Annotated in this window: 17 protein-coding genes, 1 pseudogene and 1 riboswitch; of the genes and pseudogenes, 7 read left to right on the top strand and 11 right to left on the bottom strand. The window is 71.0% G+C overall.

Features of this window, described 5'->3' with window-relative positions:
• Positions 1 to 16 precede the first annotated feature (16 nt).
• Positions 17 to 2,581, bottom strand: a complete 2,565-nt coding sequence (locus NOO62_RS02680; protein ID WP_268769259.1) for an ABC transporter permease — start codon at positions 2,579 to 2,581, stop codon at positions 17 to 19.
• Positions 2,582 to 2,594: 13 nt separating this feature from the next.
• Positions 2,595 to 3,443 (bottom strand): ABC transporter ATP-binding protein, encoded by an 849-nt coding sequence (locus tag NOO62_RS02675; protein ID WP_268769258.1) that lies wholly within the window; start codon positions 3,441 to 3,443, stop codon positions 2,595 to 2,597.
• 164 nt (positions 3,444 to 3,607) lie between these two features.
• Here NOO62_RS02675 and NOO62_RS02670 point away from each other — a divergent pair, with 164 nt between their 5' ends.
• On the top strand, positions 3,608 to 3,856 hold the full coding sequence (locus NOO62_RS02670) for an antitoxin (protein WP_268769257.1): 249 nt from the start codon (positions 3,608 to 3,610) through the stop codon (positions 3,854 to 3,856).
• 4 nt (positions 3,857 to 3,860) lie between these two features.
• Positions 3,861 to 4,232, top strand: a complete 372-nt coding sequence (locus tag NOO62_RS02665) for a hypothetical protein (protein WP_055699024.1) — start codon at positions 3,861 to 3,863, stop codon at positions 4,230 to 4,232.
• A gap of 160 nt (positions 4,233 to 4,392) precedes the next feature.
• On the opposite strand, the gene bioD is transcribed toward NOO62_RS02665, so the two are convergent.
• Genes bioD through bioB form a run of 3 tightly spaced genes read right to left on the bottom strand, consistent with a single transcriptional unit; the run spans position 4,393 to position 7,625 of the window.
• The gene (bioD, locus tag NOO62_RS02660; protein WP_268769256.1) at positions 4,393 to 5,127 is read right to left on the bottom strand and encodes a dethiobiotin synthase; all 735 of its coding nucleotides are present in this window, start codon (positions 5,125 to 5,127) and stop codon (positions 4,393 to 4,395) included.
• A 1-nt stretch (position 5,128) separates the two neighbouring features.
• Positions 5,129 to 6,415: an adenosylmethionine--8-amino-7-oxononanoate transaminase gene (locus NOO62_RS02655; protein ID WP_268769255.1), complete on the bottom strand. Its 1,287-nt coding sequence runs from the start codon at positions 6,413 to 6,415 to the stop codon at positions 5,129 to 5,131.
• Positions 6,408 to 7,625 carry a biotin synthase BioB gene (gene bioB / locus NOO62_RS02650; RefSeq protein ID WP_268769254.1) on the bottom strand — a complete coding sequence of 406 codons (1,218 nt, stop codon included), beginning with the start codon at positions 7,623 to 7,625 and terminating at the stop codon, positions 6,408 to 6,410. The genes NOO62_RS02655 and bioB overlap by 8 nt, the downstream gene beginning before the upstream one ends.
• A gap of 192 nt (positions 7,626 to 7,817) precedes the next feature.
• Between bioB and NOO62_RS02645 the strand changes: the two genes are divergently transcribed.
• Complete coding sequence (locus tag NOO62_RS02645) at positions 7,818 to 8,999, top strand: 8-amino-7-oxononanoate synthase (RefSeq protein ID WP_268769253.1); 1,182 nt, start codon at positions 7,818 to 7,820, stop codon at positions 8,997 to 8,999.
• A 32-nt stretch (positions 9,000 to 9,031) separates the two neighbouring features.
• Here the strand turns inward: NOO62_RS02645 and NOO62_RS02640 are convergent, their stop codons facing one another.
• Complete coding sequence (locus tag NOO62_RS02640; protein ID WP_268769252.1) at positions 9,032 to 9,256, bottom strand: DUF397 domain-containing protein; 225 nt, start codon at positions 9,254 to 9,256, stop codon at positions 9,032 to 9,034.
• 9 nt (positions 9,257 to 9,265) lie between these two features.
• The gene (locus NOO62_RS02635; RefSeq protein WP_268769251.1) at positions 9,266 to 10,129 is read right to left on the bottom strand and encodes a helix-turn-helix domain-containing protein; all 864 of its coding nucleotides are present in this window, start codon (positions 10,127 to 10,129) and stop codon (positions 9,266 to 9,268) included.
• Positions 10,130 to 10,401: 272 nt separating this feature from the next.
• On the opposite strand from NOO62_RS02635, the gene NOO62_RS02630 reads away from it, so the two are divergent.
• On the top strand, positions 10,402 to 10,854 hold the full coding sequence (locus tag NOO62_RS02630) for an ATP-binding protein (protein ID WP_268769250.1): 453 nt from the start codon (positions 10,402 to 10,404) through the stop codon (positions 10,852 to 10,854).
• 46 nt (positions 10,855 to 10,900) lie between these two features.
• Here the strand turns inward: NOO62_RS02630 and NOO62_RS02625 are convergent, their stop codons facing one another.
• The 4 genes and pseudogenes from NOO62_RS02625 to NOO62_RS02610 all read right to left on the bottom strand — a co-directional run.
• Positions 10,901 to 11,473 (bottom strand): DUF6328 family protein, encoded by a 573-nt coding sequence (locus NOO62_RS02625; protein WP_268769249.1) that lies wholly within the window; start codon positions 11,471 to 11,473, stop codon positions 10,901 to 10,903.
• 81 nt (positions 11,474 to 11,554) lie between these two features.
• Complete coding sequence (locus NOO62_RS02620) at positions 11,555 to 12,028, bottom strand: C40 family peptidase (RefSeq protein ID WP_268769248.1); 474 nt, start codon at positions 12,026 to 12,028, stop codon at positions 11,555 to 11,557.
• A 3-nt stretch (positions 12,029 to 12,031) separates the two neighbouring features.
• A riboswitch (cyclic di-AMP (ydaO/yuaA leader) is annotated at positions 12,032 to 12,208 on the bottom strand.
• Between the two features lie 359 nt (positions 12,209 to 12,567).
• Positions 12,568 to 12,888: a hypothetical protein gene (locus NOO62_RS02615; RefSeq protein WP_414930758.1), complete on the bottom strand. Its 321-nt coding sequence runs from the start codon at positions 12,886 to 12,888 to the stop codon at positions 12,568 to 12,570.
• A gap of 43 nt (positions 12,889 to 12,931) precedes the next feature.
• A pseudogene (locus NOO62_RS02610) lies at positions 12,932 to 13,073 on the bottom strand (ATP-dependent Clp protease proteolytic subunit); the annotation flags it as partial.
• Between the two features lie 365 nt (positions 13,074 to 13,438).
• Between NOO62_RS02610 and NOO62_RS02605 the strand changes: the two are divergent.
• The 3 genes from NOO62_RS02605 to NOO62_RS02595 are packed head-to-tail and all read left to right on the top strand — an operon-like array spanning position 13,439 to position 15,816.
• Positions 13,439 to 13,741, top strand: a complete 303-nt coding sequence (locus NOO62_RS02605; protein WP_150175369.1) for an urease subunit gamma — start codon at positions 13,439 to 13,441, stop codon at positions 13,739 to 13,741.
• Between the two features lie 49 nt (positions 13,742 to 13,790).
• Entirely contained in the window at positions 13,791 to 14,102 is a 312-nt protein-coding gene (locus NOO62_RS02600) for an urease subunit beta (protein WP_150187984.1), read from the top strand.
• Complete coding sequence (locus NOO62_RS02595; protein ID WP_268769247.1) at positions 14,095 to 15,816, top strand: urease subunit alpha; 1,722 nt, start codon at positions 14,095 to 14,097, stop codon at positions 15,814 to 15,816. Before NOO62_RS02600 ends, NOO62_RS02595 begins: the two co-directional genes overlap by 8 nt.
• Positions 15,817 to 15,881: the final 65 nt, after the last annotated feature.

Here is a 15,881-nt window from a genome sequence, read left to right as displayed (position 1 = left end):
CCCGACCGGTCGGTCCTCACTCGTGCGCGATGGCCGCCAGCACGTTCATGCGCGACGCGCGCAGCGCCGGAAGCAGCGCCGCCGCGAGGCCGACGACCACCGAGCCGATCACCACCGCGACGATCGTCGTCCAGGGGAACGCCAGCTCCTTCATGCCCTGCAACGCGAGCACCTGCTGCACGGCGACGCCCCACACCATCCCGAGCGCGAGACCGAGCAGCGCACCGAACACCGCGATGACCACCGACTCCAGGCGGATCATGCGCCGCAGCTGGCGGCGGCCGAGGCCGATGGCGCGGAGCAGTCCGATCTCGCGGGTGCGTTCCACGACGGACAGGGCGAGGGTGTTGACGACGCCGAGGACCGCGATGACGATCGCGAGGCCGAGGAGAGCGTAGACGAGGTAGAGCATCACGGCTATCTGCTGCCGGATCAGCTCCTTGTAGTCGGCCTGGTCGCGTACCTGCACCTGCGGATAGGGGTCGAGGGTCCTGTCCAGGTGCGCGCGCAGGGTGTCCGCGTCCGTGCCCGGCGCCGCGTTGACGTACAGCGCGGAGTCCTGCCCGCCCGGCACGTACTTCTCGACCGTGCCGAACCCGAGGAAGAGCCCGCCCTCGACGCCGAAGCCCTCGGGCGAGTCCTGGTCGGTCAGCGCGCCCACGGTCAGCTTCGTCCCGCGCCCGCCGGGGAACGTCGCCGGCAGCGTGTCACCGACGCGCACCCCGTGCTTCTCCGCGAAGTCCACGTCCATGCCGATCCGGCCCGGGGCGAGCGCGGCCCGTGAACTGCCCTGCGCGTACGTCACCTTGGCGACGTCGTCGAGCCGCGGATCGTAGCCCGCGGCGGTCGACTCGACGTTCTTGCCGTCGGGCAGCGCCAGTTCGATGGGCGTGAAGCGCTGGCGTACGACGAGACCCGCGCCGTCCGTCTCCTCGACCTTCCCGGTGATCTCCGAGGAGAACGGCATGAAGTTGCTGTTCTGCACGACGAAGTCCGCGCCGAGCGTCCGGTCGATCTGCCGGTCGAACGACTTCGTCATCGAGGCGCTGGCCACCGACAGGCCGCCGACCAGCGCGAGCCCGACCATCAGCGCGGCCGCCGTGGCGCCCGTGCGGCGCGGGTTGCGCAGTGCGTTGCGCTGGCTCATCCGGCCGACGGAGCCGAAGACCGCGGGGAAGGCGCCTCCGAGGACCCGGATGACCGGCCGCACCAGGAGCGGCCCCGCGATGACCGTGGCGATCAGGGTCAGCACGATGCCCAGGCCGAGCAGCGACGCCGCGGACGACGTCTTCTCCGCGGTGGCGCACCCCACGAGCGCGGCGGCACCGACGGCCCCGACGAGCGTTCCGGCGGCCGCCCGCACCTTCAACGGCCGCCCCACACCGGCGATCTCGGCGTCCGCGAGCGCGGCCATCGGCGAGACGTGCGCGGCCCGCCGGGCGGGGAGGTACGCCGCGACGAACGTGACGCCGACCCCGACGACGTACGAGACGACCGGCGTCGCCCAGCCGATGACCATCTCCGTGGACTTCAGGTTCATCCCGAGCAGGCCCATCAGCTCGATCAGGCCGAGGGCGAGACCTATGCCCGCGGCGAGCCCCAGCGTCGAGCCGACGAGGCCGAGCAGCAGCGCCTCGACGAGCACGGAACGGCGCACCTGCCTGCGGTCGGCGCCGAGCGCGCGCAGCAGCCCCAGTTCGCGGGTGCGCTGCGCGATGAGCATCGAGAAGGTGTTGACGATCAGGAAGACGCCGACGAGGACGGCGACACCGGCGAAGCCGAGCATCACGTACTTGATGACGTCGAGGAACCCGCCGAGCTCGGACGCCGCGGAATCGGCCTGTTCGTCGGCGGTCTCCAGGTCGTAGCCGGAGCCCAGTTCGGCGCCGACACGGCGCTTGAGCGCGGTGTCGCTCACCCCGTCGTCGGCGGTCACGGAGATGCTCGTCGCCGCCTTCGCCGAACCGAGGAGCTCGCGCTGGGCGCTCGCGGTGTCCAGGAAGATGAGTGCGGCCCCGGGGTTCGTGGTGGTGAAGGTGGCGATGCCGACGACCTCGACCTTGAACGAGCCGGGGCGGGCGAGGACGGTGAGGGTGTCCCCGATCTCCACGTCCTTCTTGTCGGCCGTGTCCGCGTCGATGATCGCCTGGCCGTCGCCGCGCGGTGCGTGGCCCGAGGTGAGCTCCACGGGGCTGCGGTCGGTGGGGTGCCAGTCCGTGGCGACCGTGGGGGCGCCCGTCGTGGGGCCCACGGATTCGTTGTCGCGGTCGACGATGGTGATGTTGTCGACGGACACGTCGATGTGCGCGTCCGCGACTCCGGAGACCCCGGCCACCCGCTCCTTGAGGCTCGCGGACAGCGTTGGCGTCCGACCGGACGGCACCGCCTCGTCGAGGTCCTCCTTCGGCTCCACGGTCACATCGGCCGACGTGGAGGCGAAGAGGCGGTCGAAGGTGCGGGTGACCGTGTCCGAGAAGATCAGACTGCCCGCGACGAACGCGACCGAGAGGATCACGGCCAGCGCGGAGAGGGCCAGCCTGCCCTTGTGCGCGAGGAAGCTCCTGAGCGTCGCCTTCAGCACCGGGGCCTCCTGCTCAGCTCTGCTCGGACGGTCGGTCGTCGTGCGTACCCGGTGCTTCGGCCGGGCCGGGCGTGCCCGGCGGCGTCGCGTGCGACGCGTCGAACCGTTTCAAGCGCTCCAGGACCGCCTCCGCCGTCGGCCGTGCCATCTCGTCCACGATGCGCCCGTCGCCCAGGAAGAGGACCAGGTCGGAGTGGCCGGCCGCGCTCGGGTCGTGGGTCACCATCACCACGGTCTGGCCGAGCCGGTCCACCGCGTCCCGCAGGAAGCCGAGGACTTCGAGCCCGGCCCGCGAGTCCAGGTTGCCCGTCGGTTCGTCGGCGAAGATCAGCTCGGGCTTCGCGGCGAGGGCCCGCGCACAGGCCACCCGCTGCTGCTGGCCGCCGGAGAGCTGTGCGGGCCGGTGCTTCAGCCGGTCCCGCAGCCCCAGCGTGTCGATGACGTGCTCCAGCCAGTCGCGGTCGGGCCGCTGCCCCGCGATGTCCATCGGGAGCGTCATGTTCTCCAGCGCGTTGAGCGTGGGGATGAGGTTGAAGGACTGGAACATGAAGCCGATGCGGTCGCGCCGCAGCCGGGTCAGCTCGCGCTCCTTGAGGCCCGTGATCTCCGTGTCGCCGAGCCACACCTGACCCGCGGACACGCTGTCGAGCCCGGCCAGGCAGTGCATCAGGGTGGACTTGCCCGAGCCGGAAGGCCCCATGACGGCCGTGAAGCGCCCGCGCGTGATGTCCACGTCGACCGAGTCGAGGGCGAGCACGGTCGTCTCGCCCGAGCCGTACGCCTTGGTGAGGCCGCGGGCGCGGGCGGCGATCCCGGCGGGCTCCGAACGGTCCGTGAGCGGTGCCGAAGCAGGTGTGGACAAGGCGGCCTCCTGGGTTGTGGCCGTACCAACTCCCGTATAGCCGCTGAGAGTAGTGGGGCTGCCCGGGTGTCCGGTATCCCTCCGAGGTCGGGCCCCCGGACGTATGTAAGGGACAAGGTCCTTGCGGTCTTGTCGTGCTAGCGCCCTGGCGCTAGCTTGACGGTATGGCGAAGACTCAGCTGAACGTGCGGGTGGACGAGGACACCGCCCGGGCCGCGCGGGAGCGCGCCCTGGCCCGAGGCATGAGCGTGAACCGCTACATAGAGGAACTGGTCAAACAGGACTCCGGCGAAGTGGGACACACCTTCGTCGAGGCCGCCGCCGACTTCATGAAGCAGTACGAGTCCGTCTTCGCCGAGGAGTTCGGCGTCGAACGCGAGGGCAGCCGCCCGCTGCGTGAAGGTCGTCGCTGAGCCGTTGGACCTCAGAATCGACCTTGCCTGGCTCCTGATGATCGCCGAACACAAGACGCCGGGAGACCCCCAGGTCACCGACTGGGGCGCCCTTGTCGCCGCCGTGAGCAGACACGAGGCGGAGATATTCGGCGTGCCCGTCTACGAGACCCCGCACGACCGCGCCGCGGCGCTCCTCCAGGTCCTCCTCCACATTCCGGCACTCGAACGCTCCAACGCCCTCTTCGCCTCCTCCGTCGCCTACGCCTACCTCGTCTCCAGCGGCCTCAAGGTCGTCACCTCGCCCGAGCAGGTGCGTGACCTCGCCCGGCTGGTGAAGGAGGACGGCGCGAGCGTCCACGCCATCGCGGACCAGCTGCGCTTGTGGAGTCTGTGAGCCGCGCATCAGACCTCGGCGGCGGCTCCAGGGGCTACCGCCATGGCGCCCGGCGGCGGGCGGGCGACCCCGAGGAGCGGACGCGTCTCGCCGACCGCGTCCCAGCGGACGCGTTACGCCGATCGCATCCCAGGAGTCCCCCGCCCGCCCGCTCACCGCATCAGTGCGCCAGTGGCGCAGGCGCCTCCCGCTCGGCGAACGACACCCCGTCCCACGTGCCGCCGAGCTCAGGGCCCAGCCAACTCGCGGCGGCGGCGCGGAAGTCCGCGCCACCGAGCGCCCCGGCCCCCTCGGGGATCGCACCGAGCAGCGGTGCGCCCGCGTCCTTCGGCAGGTCCGCGAGGTTGCAGCGGGACGCCAGGTCGGGGGCGGCCGGCCAGCTGCCGACCAGCGGACCCAGCTGGCGTACGCCGCGCGCCCGCAGCGCCTCCGCCGTCAGCCGCGTCGTGTTGAGCGAGCCGAGGCCCGCCGACACCACGACAAGCACCGGCGCACCGAGGAGCCGGGCGGCGTCCGCGAGGGTGCCGCCCTCGTCGTCGAGACGTACGAGCAGACCGCCCGCGCCCTCGACCAGGACCAGGTCGTGCTCGGTCGCGAGCTTCGCCGCCGCGTCGGCAACCTCCTGCGGGTGGACCTGGACACGTCCGGACCGCCGCGCCGCCACATCCGGCGCCAACGGCTCCGGATAGCGGGCGAGTTCACGCGTGGTGATGTCGTCGCCCGCGAGCCTCAGCACCTCCTGGGCATCGCCCGGCTCACCGGGAGCGACCCCGGTCTGCGCCGGTTTGAGCACCGCGACGCTGCGCCCCGCCGCGCGGGCGACGGCGGCCACCGCGGCCGTCGTCACGGTCTTGCCGATCTCCGTGCCCGTGCCGGACACCACGATCACCGTCACGTCAGCCCTCCTTCGCCGCCGCGCACACCGCGCGCGCGATCCGTGCCACGTCGTCGTCGCCCGTGATGAACGGCGGCATCGTGTAGATGAGGTCGCGGAACGGCCGCAACCACACGCCTTCGCGCACCGCCGCCCGAGTCGCCGCCTCCATGTCGACCGGGTGGTCCAGCTGGACGACGCCGATCGCCCCGAGGACCCGGACCTCCCGTACCGAGGGAAGCGCGGCCGCCTCGGCCAGGCCCTCCCGCAGGCCCGTCTCGATCCGCTTGACCTCGGTGTGCCAGTCCTGCCCGAGCAGCAGGTCGATCGATGCCCCGGCCACCGCGGCCGCCAGGGGGTTGCCCATGAACGTCGGGCCGTGCGCCAGGACCGGCACCTCGCCCCGCGAGATCCCGTCGGCGACCCGGGACGTGCACAGCGTCGCGGCCATCGACAGATAACCGCCGGTCAGCGCCTTGCCGATGCACATCACATCGGGCGCGACACCCGCGTGGTCGGCGGCGAACAGCGCACCCGTGCGGCCGAAGCCCGTCGCGATCTCGTCGAACACCAGCAGGACGTCATGGGCGTCGCACGCCTCCCGCAGCGCGCGAAGGTAGCCGGGGGAGTGGAAGCGCATGCCGCCCGCGCCCTGCACCACCGGCTCGACGATCACCCCGGCGAGCTCACCTGCGTGCCGCCCGATCAGCTCGTGGAGGTGCTCGGCGTACGACTCCTCGTACGCGTCGAACCCGCTCGGCGGCGCGTCCGCGAACACCTGCTGCGGCAGCACGCCCTGCCACAGCTCGTGCATGCCCCCCTCGGGGTCGCACACGGCCATCGGCTGCCAGGTGTCGCCGTGATAACCGCCCCGCCACGTGAGCATCCGCTGCTTCTCCGGGCGGCCGAGCGAGCGCCAGTGCTGGAGGCACATCTTGACGGCGACCTCGACCGAGACGGAACCCGAGTCGGAGAGGAAGACGTGCTCCAGACCGTCGGGCGTGATGTCGACGAGACGCCTGGCGAGGGAGACGGCGGGTTCGTGCGTGAGCCCGCCGAACATCACGTGGCTCATGCGGTCCAGCTGGCCGCGCACCGCCTCGTTGAGGACCGGGTGGTTGTAGCCGTGGATCGCCGACCACCAGGACGACATGCCGTCGACCAGCTCGGTGCCGCCCGCCAGACGCATCCGGACACCGCTCGCCGACTCGACGACCAGGGGTTCCTGGCGGCCCGGCATCGGCCCGTAGGGGTGCCAGACGTGCTGCCGGTCGAGCGTGAGCAGGTCCGCCGTGGACGAGTCAGGCATTGGGCGCCAGATCCGTTCCCGCGCCCCGGCGGCGTACCGCCACCAGGTCCGTGCGCGCCTCGTTGCGCTCCGCCACGGCCTCGGCCACCGGTTCCGCGCCAGGCTCGGCGGACCCGCAGGGCCCGCACCCACCGCCCTCGTGCGCACCGCACCCACCGTCCCCGTGCGAGCCGCAGCCCGCCACCTGGGCAGCCGCTGCCGCGTCGAAGCGGTGTTGCGGCAGCGTCACCTGGTCCGTGCCCTCGACCTCGAAGCCCGCGTCCGCGATCATCGCGAGGTCGTCCTTGCCCGCCTGGCCCTCGCTGGTCAGGTAGTCGCCCAGGAAGATCGAGTTGGCGATGTTCAGGGCGAGCGGCTGCAGGGAACGCAGATGCACCTCGCGCCCACCGGCGATGCGCACCTCGATGTCCGGGCAGACGAAGCGGGCCATCGCGAGAATGCGCAGGCAGCGCTGAGGCGTGAGGTTCCACTCCTTGGCCAGCGGCGTGCCCTCGAAGGGGATCAGGAAGTTGACCGGCACCGAGTCCGCGTCGAGTTCCCGCAGCGAGAAGACGACGTCGACGAGGTCCTCGTCCTTCTCGCCCATGCCGGCGATCAGGCCCGAGCAGGCGGACAGGCCCGCCGCGTGCGCCTTCTGGACGGTGTCGACGCGGTCGGCGTAGGTGTGCGTCTTGGTGATGTCCGCGTACGTCGCTTCCGACGTGTTGAGGTTGTGGTTGTACGCGTCCGCGCCCGCGCCCCGCAGACGCTCCGCCTGTCCGTCGGAGAGGAGACCGAGGCAGGCGCACACCTCGACGCCCTCGTTCTGCTCCTTCACCGCCGCGATGGTCTGCGCCACCCGGTCCACGTCACGGTCGGTCGGGCCGCGCCCGCTCGCGACCAGGCACACCCGCTTCGCGCCGCCCGCGACCCCGGCCGCGGCGGCCTGCGAGGCCTCGTCGGGCTTCAGCCAGGTGTACTTGAGGATCTCGGCCTTGGAGCCGAGGCGCTGCGAACAGTACGAGCAGTCCTCCGGGCACAGGCCCGACTTGAGGTTGACCAGATAGTTGAGTTTCACCCGTCGCCCGAACCAGTGCCGCCGCACCTTCCCGGCGGCGGCCACTACGTCCAGGAGATCGTCGTCGGAGGTGGCCAGTACGGCCAGCGCCTCTTCACGGGTCGGCAGCTCGCGCCGAAGCCCCTTGTCCACCAGCGTGTTCAGCAGGTCCATGGCGCTGATCCTTACGTACGGCAGCCTCCCCGGCCAAGGAGAGTTCGCACAACAGAAACGGTTTGAGGTGTGGGTATTGCCACACCCTGGCCAGGTGGTCCGGCCGCTAGGGTCTGTGCAATGTCTACAAACAGGCACCCCCTGACGGGCGCGTCCTCAGCGCCGGGCGCAGCGCTGGGAACAGCGCCGGACGTGACGTCGCACGCGACTTCGATCGAGACTTCGAGCACGGCGTCGCGCGCGGCGTTCGGCTGGCTCGGCGAACAGGCGCGGCTGCGCGCGGACGCCGGACTCGTCCGCACCCTGCGCCCGCGCCCCGCGGACCCCGACGGGCTCCTCGACCTGGCGGGCAACGACTACCTCGGCCTGACCCGGCACCCCGAGGTCGTCGAGGGCGCGGCCGCCGCGGCCCGGCGCTGGGGCGGCGGAGCGACCGGCTCGCGGCTCGTCACCGGCTCCACGGAGCTGCACGCCGAACTGGAGCGGGAGCTCGCCGGGTTCTGCGGCTTCGAGGCGGCCCTCGTCTTCTCCTCCGGCTACGCGGCGAACCTCGCCGCCGTCACCGCGCTCGCCCCGCACGGCACGCTGATCGTCTCCGACGCGGGCAACCACGCGTCCCTGATCGACGGATGCCGGCTCGCGCGCGGGACGACCCAGGTGGTGCCGCACGCCGATCCCGACGCGGTGCGCAAGACGCTGGACGCCCACGACGGGCCCGCCGTCCTGGTGTCCGACTCGGTGTTCTCGGTGGACGGCGACATGGCGCCGCTCGCCGCATCGGCCGCCGCCTGCCGGGAGTTCGGGGCGGGGCTCATCGTCGACGACGCCCACGGTCTCGGCGTGCTCGGTGACGGCGGCCGTGGCGCGCCGCACGCCGCGGGGCTCGCGGGAGCGGACGACGTGGTGGCCACCCTCACGCTCTCCAAGTCCCTCGGCAGCCAGGGCGGCGCCGTGCTGGGCCCCGCCGGTGTCATCGAGCACCTGGTGAACGCGGCCCGCACCTTCATCTTCGACACGGGTCTGGCGCCCGCCGCGGCCGGTGCCGCGCTCGCCGCCCTGCGCCTGCTGCGCCGTGAGCCCGAACGTGCCGCGCGGGCCCGTGAGGTGGCGGCCGAGCTGCATCGGCGGCTCACGGCCGAGGGGCTCTCGGCGGTTCGTCCCGACGCCGCCGTCGTCTCCGTGCGCGCGCCGTCCGCGGAGCGGGCCGTCCAGTGGGCGGCGGACTGCCGGGCAGCGGGCCTGGCCGTGGGGTGCTTCAGGCCGCCGTCGGTGCCGGACGGTATCTCGAGGCTGCGGCTGACCGCCCGCGCGGACCTCACCGACGCACAGATCGCCGGTGCCGTACGGTTGATCAGCCGCAGTGCGCACCGATAGCGTGCCGGGCCCCGCCCGGGGCCGGGAAACGCCTACCGGAGGCTGTTGAGGAACGACTCCCAGGGGCCGGGGGAGATGAGCAGGGCGGGCCCTGCCGTGTTCTTCGAGTCACGCACGGCGCACAGGCCGGTCAGCGGACCCGAGTCGAGGGTGGCGGCCTCGACGCAGTTGTTCATTCCGTTGCTGAAACTGCTGCGCTGCCACCGCGCACCTCGAAGTGTCGTGCTGGAAGGTACGTACCGAGGCAGTGCGGTCATGGTGCCTCCTTACGCGCCGTCGCATAGCCCGGCGATGAATTCCGTTGAGTCCTCGGCTGAGAGCGCTTTTACTTGAAGGGACAAGTAGGCCTCCGAGTAAGCCTGGAGGTCTTCTTTCCGTTCGAGGTAGAGGCTACTCGTCAAATGGTCGAGAACAACCACATCCAGATCGGCAATGTCCGGAAATGAAAAAATAACGAAAGAACCGATCAGGCCCACATGCTCACCTGCGGTGAACGGCAGTACCTGTAGCTCGACATGAGGCAGAAGGGATGCCTGTCGTAGCCGTTGCAACTGTTCGGCGAGGACCTCAGGCCCGCCCACCGGCCGTCGCAGCACCGCCTCGTCCATGACCACGTGCAGACGCAGCGGCGGATCCGCGCGCAGCACGTCCTGACGGGCGAGCCGGACCTCGACCAGCGCGTCGACCTGCTTCTCCGGCAGCCCGCCGAGCGCGGCCCGGGTCACCGCACGCGCGTACGCGGGTGTCTGCAACAGGCCGGGCACCACGGTGGTCTCGAGCGTGCGCATCCAACTGGCCTGCGACTCCAGGCTGATGAAATCCCGATAGGTCGCGGGCAGCAGATCGCGGTACGCCTTCCACCAGTGGTGGCGCCCCGCCCCCGGGTCGTCGGCGCCGGTGAACGCTATGAGCAGGTCGCTGAGCTGCGGGTCCTGTACCTGGTACACCTCCAGGAGTAGTCGCACGTCGGCGGCCTTCACGCCGCTGCGGCCCGTCTCGATGCGACTCACTTTGGACTGGTGCCAGCCGGCCCGAGCGGCGGCCTGGCTGCTCGTGAGTCCCGCTTGCACACGCAGTGCGCGCAGTTCGGCACCGAGCTGACGACGGCGCACCGCGGGGCCGTACTGCATGCCCGTCTCCTTCCGGACGGAGCCGCCGGATTTCCCAGCGGCGGGGCGGGGCAGTAGGCGAGATTAGAGGAAGTACCGGTCTCCCGCCCAAATACGGTCTGCCGTAGCAGAGTTCACCGCTTCGAGCGACAGATATATGCACATCTCGGTGGATCGCCACCCGTGACCGGCCAAGGAGTGGCAGGCTGGCGCGAAGCACCAGTCCGGGACTGTCCTCGAGTCATCCGCCGCGGGTCGGAGACCGGTCCCGGTGGGAAAGGGACAGCGCCGCCATGGCAGACCACCAGGAAGCCTCCGTCACCCTGCCGAGCGATCCTGCTTCGGTGCCCGCCGCCCGGAAGTACGTCTCGCGCGTGCTCGCGGAATGGGGCCTGCCCGGTGACGCCGAGGTGGCCGACACGATCAGACTCATCGTCTCGGAACTCGCCACGAACGCAGTGCAGCACACCCTGGGACAGTCGCCCACCTTCACGGTCGACGTCGAACTCGACCGTGACGAGCACTTGCGGATCGGCGTCACCGACAGCCATCCGCGCTACCCCAAGCGCCTCCCCGCAGCCGTCCAGCAGGACAACGGCCGCGGCATGGTGATCATTCGCTGGCTGGCCGCCGAATGCGGCGGCAGGCTCTCGGTCAGCCCCACCGACGAGGGAGGCAAGACCGTGTGGATCGCGCTGCCCTGGCGTGCCCCGGTCCGGCGCACCCCTCGCGACGCCACCCACTGACCGGCCACCCACTGACCGTGGGACGGCCGCCGCGCAGCGTCGCGCGCTACCGGCACCGCTCCCTGCGCATCGGGCGCGGAGCTCCGCCGCGGGCCCCCGACGGCCGGGCGTCCGGCTCCTCAACGAGTGCGGCCTCGACGCGCGCCAGGGGACGTCGCGCGAGCCGTGGCAGTACGCCCCACAGCCCGACGCACACCAGCAGCGTCCACACGCCCGCGAGGAGTCCCTCGGTCCGCCCTGACGTCACATCGACGACGAGCAGCACCGAACCGGCGAGTGTCAGGACCAGCACGCCGAGCCCGACGGCGGCGAGCCGGGACGACACCCGCACGATGAGCGGCTTGGCCCGCTGCTGGAAGAGCGAGCGGTGCAGCGCGGCGGGCGCCGTGAACAGCGCCGCCGCGAGCACCGCGAGCAGCAGCGTCGTGACGTAGGTGCCGCGCTGCACCGCGTCCAGCGAGGGAAAGCGCGGGCTGAAGGCGAGGGTGAGCAGAAAGGCGAAGAGGATCTGAACGCCCGTCTGCGTCACCCTCAGCTCCTGGAGCAGCTCCGCGAAGTTGCGGTCGGCGCGCTCCAGCGGTGTTTCGTTGCGGGCGGTACAGGCATAGTCGTCGGACATCCCGTACGGGTATCCCCGTCGGCGCACTCCACGCACCGGCACCTGACGGTGCGTGGCGCGCGCCGGACCGGCCGCGGTGGGTCAGCGGACCCTGCCGTACCAGACGCTGTTGGACCAGATCTTCTCCAGGCGCACCACGGCCCCCCTCTTGGGAGCGTGCCAGATGCGGTTGTTACCCGCGTAGATCCCGACGTGGTAGACGTTCCGACCGGAGTGGAAGAACACCAGGTCGCCGCGGGTCCGCTTGGACCGGGAGACGTGCTTGGTCTTGTTGTACTGCGCGGCGGCGGTGCGCGGCAGCTTCTTGCCCGTCTTCTTGAACGAGTAGAGCGTCAGCCCCGAGCAGTCGAACCGGTTGGGTCCCGCCGAGCCGTAGCCGTACGGGGAGCCCTTCTTGGACGCCGCGATCTTGAGCGCCTTCGTCCCGTGGGTGGCTGCCTGGGCCTCCGACGTGAGCCCGGGGGCCACGACGGTGCCGCCTACGACGGCGAGCGTGAGGACCGATGCGGCACCGGTCCTGGTGAGCAGCGACGGAACATGATTCAGCGCGGTCATGCGCAACCCTTCGTCAGCCGCCTGTGAAAGATGACCTGTCGGGTTCGGGCAGGCGAAGATGCCCGGCCGCGTCGTGCTCTGCGGCTTCACCCCAAGGGCGTCGTCCGGACTTCCCGGACGGGCCCGTCGTACCTGGGTCCTCCACTCCTGCCGTTGCACAGATGTCGACCGGTCATCCGGGTGGCGGCAGGACTCGGCGTCCGCCCGGACCGCCCCGCCGTTGTGGCGGGGGCTTGTCGTCGGAAGGGATCTTGACCCGAGATGGGTCGAAAAACCGAGCCGAAACGGCGTTTTGTGAGGCTCCTCACGACTGACCTGTTCAGGTGGACACTGCCGGAATCGGTCCCCGGCCGGGTGGTCCGACGACCGCTCGACCAGCAGCGGAATACCTAATTCCGCCAGTGCTGTACTCGCAGAACGCAACTTGCACCCCTGCGAAGAAGGACCTGTTCGTACGCCGTCCGGGGTAGCCCGACTGGTCCGTTTCGAAGTGGCCCCGGACGTCGGGGTGTCGAAGGACGCGGTCGGCCGACGGTGTCTCAGCCGCCGCGCGGGGGCGGCACGGTGACTCCTTCGGCCCGGCGCTCCCCGTCGAGGACGCGCAGCGCCCGGGCGAGCGTCGGCGCGTGCACTTCACTCTCGCCCAGCTGGTGCATGAGGGCCGGCGCGTCGCGCAGGGCACCCGCCCGGCCGACGAGGGCCTGGGCGGCGCGCAGCCCGCCGTAGGTGTGCTCGGCGCGGGCCGGATTGATCCGGCCGAGCAGGTCGACGACCTCGAGGTAACGGTCGACCAGTTCTCCCTCGGCGCGGGTCGGCGCGGGCAGTGGCGGCGGTTCGGGCGGCGGTATCGGCGGGATCACCTCGGGTCGCGGGCGGCGAGCGACGTCTCCCGACGCAGGCCCTAGGAGTGATCCGGTCCACGAGGCCGTACTCCAGGGCGGCCGGGGGCGTCGAGGATCTTGTCCCGCTCGATGTCCGCGCCGATCTGCTCCTTGCTCCGCCCCGTGTGCAACGCGAGCATCTCCTCCGACAGCCGCCGCGCGCGGTTCGGCATCGCGGCGGAACACCGCGGTTCGAACGCGACATGGACGTGGCGCCCGCTCCGGCACCGCGGCCCCGCGCGACGTAACGGTTCCACGTACTCCTTGAGCTGCGCTCACAGCGTAGAAAAGTTGCCCAGGGCATCGACAGGTATGGCGCAGCCCAGCAGACCGTCATGCGATGGTCAACGACTGGTTAACCTCGTTGAAACTCCTCCCAACTACCCTCCCGTGCCACGCCACCAGCGGTTTTTCTATCCAGGGTGCGCAAGATCGCGCACGTTCGCTGTGTGTTACATCTATATCCGTCGCGGTGGCCGCGGCAGCCGGACCCCGCATGGTTCGGACCGAGGACTGTGAGGTGGGAACCGTGCAACTGACCCCGCACGAGCAGGAGAGACTGCTCATTCATGTGGCCGCGGACGTGGCCGAGAAGCGAAGGGCGCGGGGACTGCTCCTGAACCACCCCGAGTCGATCGCCCTCATCACCTCCCACATCCTCGAGGGCGCCCGCGACGGCCGCACCGTCGCCGAGCTCATGTCCTCGGGGCGCCGCATCCTCACCCGTGACGACGTCATGGAGGGCATCGCCGAGATGATCCACGACGTCCAGGTCGAGGCCACCTTCCCGGACGGCACCAAGCTCGTCACCGTCCACGAGCCGATCGTCTGACGGGAGTTCGCGCCGCATGCATGCCGCTCCGCACGGCACGGGACGAGGGCTGATCCCCGGAGAGATCCTCTTCGCTGACGAGCCCGTCCCCTACAACGAGGGCCGCGAGGTCACCCGCCTCACCGTCCTCAACGCCGCCGACCGGCCCGTCCAGGTCGGCTCCCACTACCACTTCGCCGAGGCCAACCCGGGTCTTGACTTCGACCGCGGCGCCGCACACGGAAAGCGGCTGAACATCGCCGCGGGAACCGCCGTGCGCTTCGAGCCCGGAATCCCCGTCGACGTCGAACTCGTCCCGCTGGCCGGGAAGCGTGTCGTGCCCGGTCTGCGCGGCGAGACCGGAGGTGCCCTCGATGCCTGAACTGTCCCGTGCCGCCTACGCCGATCTGTTCGGCCCCACGACCGGCGACCGGATCCGGCTCGCCGACACCGACCTCCTGATCGAGATCGAGGAGGACCGCTCCGGCGGACCCGGCCGATCCGGCGACGAGTCCGTGTTCGGCGGCGGCAAGGTCATCCGCGAGTCGATGGGCCAGTCCCGCACCACCCGAGCCGAAGGCGCGCCCGACACCGTCATCACCGGCGCCGTCGTCATCGACCACTGGGGCATCGTCAAGGCCGACATAGGCATCCGCGACGGCCGCGTCACCGGCATCGGCAAGTCCGGCAACCCGGACACCATGGACGGCGTCCACCCCGATCTCGTCATCGGCCCCGAGACCGAGGTCATCGCGGGCAACGGCAAGATCCTCACCGCGGGCGGCATCGACACCCACATCCACTTCATCTCGCCGACCATCGTCGACGAGGCGCTGGCCTCCGGTGTCACCACGCTCTTCGGCGGCGGCACGGGCCCCGCCGAGGGCAGCAAGGCGACGACCATCACGCCCGGCGCCTGGCACCTGTCCCGGATGTTCGCGGCGCTGGAGTCCAGCCCGGTCAACATCGGCTTCCTGGGCAAGGGCAACACGGTCAACGCCGAGTCGATGCATGCCCAGCTCCGCGCCGGCGCCGTCAGCTTCAAGATCCACGAGGACTGGGGCGCGACGCCCGCCACCATCGACGCCTGCCTGAACGTCTGCGAGGAGACCGGCGCCCAGCTCGCCGTCCACACCGACACGTTGAACGAGGCGGGCTTCATCGACGCCACCTTCGACGCCGTCGCGGGGCGCACGCTCCACGCCTTCCACGTCGAGGGCGCGGGCGGCGGGCACGCCCCCGACATGATCACGGCGGTCTCGCTGCCCAACATGCTGCCGAGCTCCACCAACCCCACCCGGCCGCACACCGTCAACACCGTCGAGGAACACCTCGACATGCTGATGGTCTGCCACCACCTCAACCCGGCCGTCCCCGAGGACCTCGCCTTCGCCGAGTCCCGCATCCGGCCCACCACGATCGGGGCGGAGGACATCCTCCACGACCTCGGCGCCATCTCGATCATGTCGTCGGACTCCCAGGCCATGGGGCGCATCGGTGAAGTGATCATGCGTACGTGGCAGACCGCGCACGTGATGAAGCGACGCCGCGGATTCCTGCCGGGGGACACCCGCGCCGACAACCGCCGCGCACGTCGCTATGTCGCCAAATACACGATCAACGCGGCCGTCGCCCAGGGCATCGACCACGAGCTCGGCTCGGTCGAGCCCGGCAAACTCGCCGACCTCGTCCTGTGGGAACCGGCGTTCTTCGGCGTCAAGCCGCAGCTCGTCCTCAAGGGCGGCCAGATCGCCTACGCGCAGATGGGCGACGCGAACGCCTCCATCCCGACCCCGCAGCCGGTCCTGCCCCGACGCATGTACGGGGCACACGGCAGGGCCCCGGCCCTCAACTCGGTCAACTTCGTGACGCAGTCGGCCCTCGACGACGGCCTGCCCGAACGCCTCGGCCTGGACAAGCCGTTCGCGGCGATCCGCTCCACGCGGGGGCGCAGCAAGGCCGACATGCGGGAGAACGACGCGCTGCCCCGGGTCGAGGTCGCGGCGGACAGCTTCGCGGTCACGATCGACGGAGAACTGGTGGAACCGTCACCGGCCGCGGAGCTGCCGCTGGCGCAGCGCTACTTCTTGTTCTGACGCGACGGCTTCCGCGACGGCGGCGGCTCCCGCGAGGACCACGGTTCCCGCGACGACTACGGCTC

The sequence above is a fragment of the Streptomyces sp. Je 1-369 genome (assembly GCF_026810505.1).
GTDB lineage: Bacteria > Actinomycetota > Actinomycetes > Streptomycetales > Streptomycetaceae > Streptomyces.
This window is presented reverse-complemented; position numbering and strand designations above follow the sequence as displayed.

What these genes read in the sequence shown, in the direction of transcription:
- NOO62_RS02630 (WP_268769250.1), top strand. Translation starts at nt 10,402, where the DNA reads ATGGCAGACCACCAGGAAGCCTCCGTCACCCTGCCGAGCGATCCTGCT.
- NOO62_RS02655 (WP_268769255.1), bottom strand. Translation starts at nt 6,415, where the DNA reads ATGCCTGACTCGTCCACGGCGGACCTGCTCACGCTCGACCGGCAGCAC.
- NOO62_RS02670 (WP_268769257.1), top strand. Translation starts at nt 3,608, where the DNA reads ATGGCGAAGACTCAGCTGAACGTGCGGGTGGACGAGGACACCGCCCGG.
- NOO62_RS02635 (WP_268769251.1), bottom strand. Translation starts at nt 10,129, where the DNA reads ATGCAGTACGGCCCCGCGGTGCGCCGTCGTCAGCTCGGTGCCGAACTG.
- bioB (WP_268769254.1), bottom strand. Translation starts at nt 7,625, where the DNA reads ATGGACCTGCTGAACACGCTGGTGGACAAGGGGCTTCGGCGCGAGCTG.
- NOO62_RS02620 (WP_268769248.1), bottom strand. Translation starts at nt 12,028, where the DNA reads ATGACCGCGCTGAATCATGTTCCGTCGCTGCTCACCAGGACCGGTGCC.
- NOO62_RS02625 (WP_268769249.1), bottom strand. Translation starts at nt 11,473, where the DNA reads ATGTCCGACGACTATGCCTGTACCGCCCGCAACGAAACACCGCTGGAG.
- NOO62_RS02595 (WP_268769247.1), top strand. Translation starts at nt 14,095, where the DNA reads ATGCCTGAACTGTCCCGTGCCGCCTACGCCGATCTGTTCGGCCCCACG.
- NOO62_RS02640 (WP_268769252.1), bottom strand. Translation starts at nt 9,256, where the DNA reads ATGACCGCACTGCCTCGGTACGTACCTTCCAGCACGACACTTCGAGGT.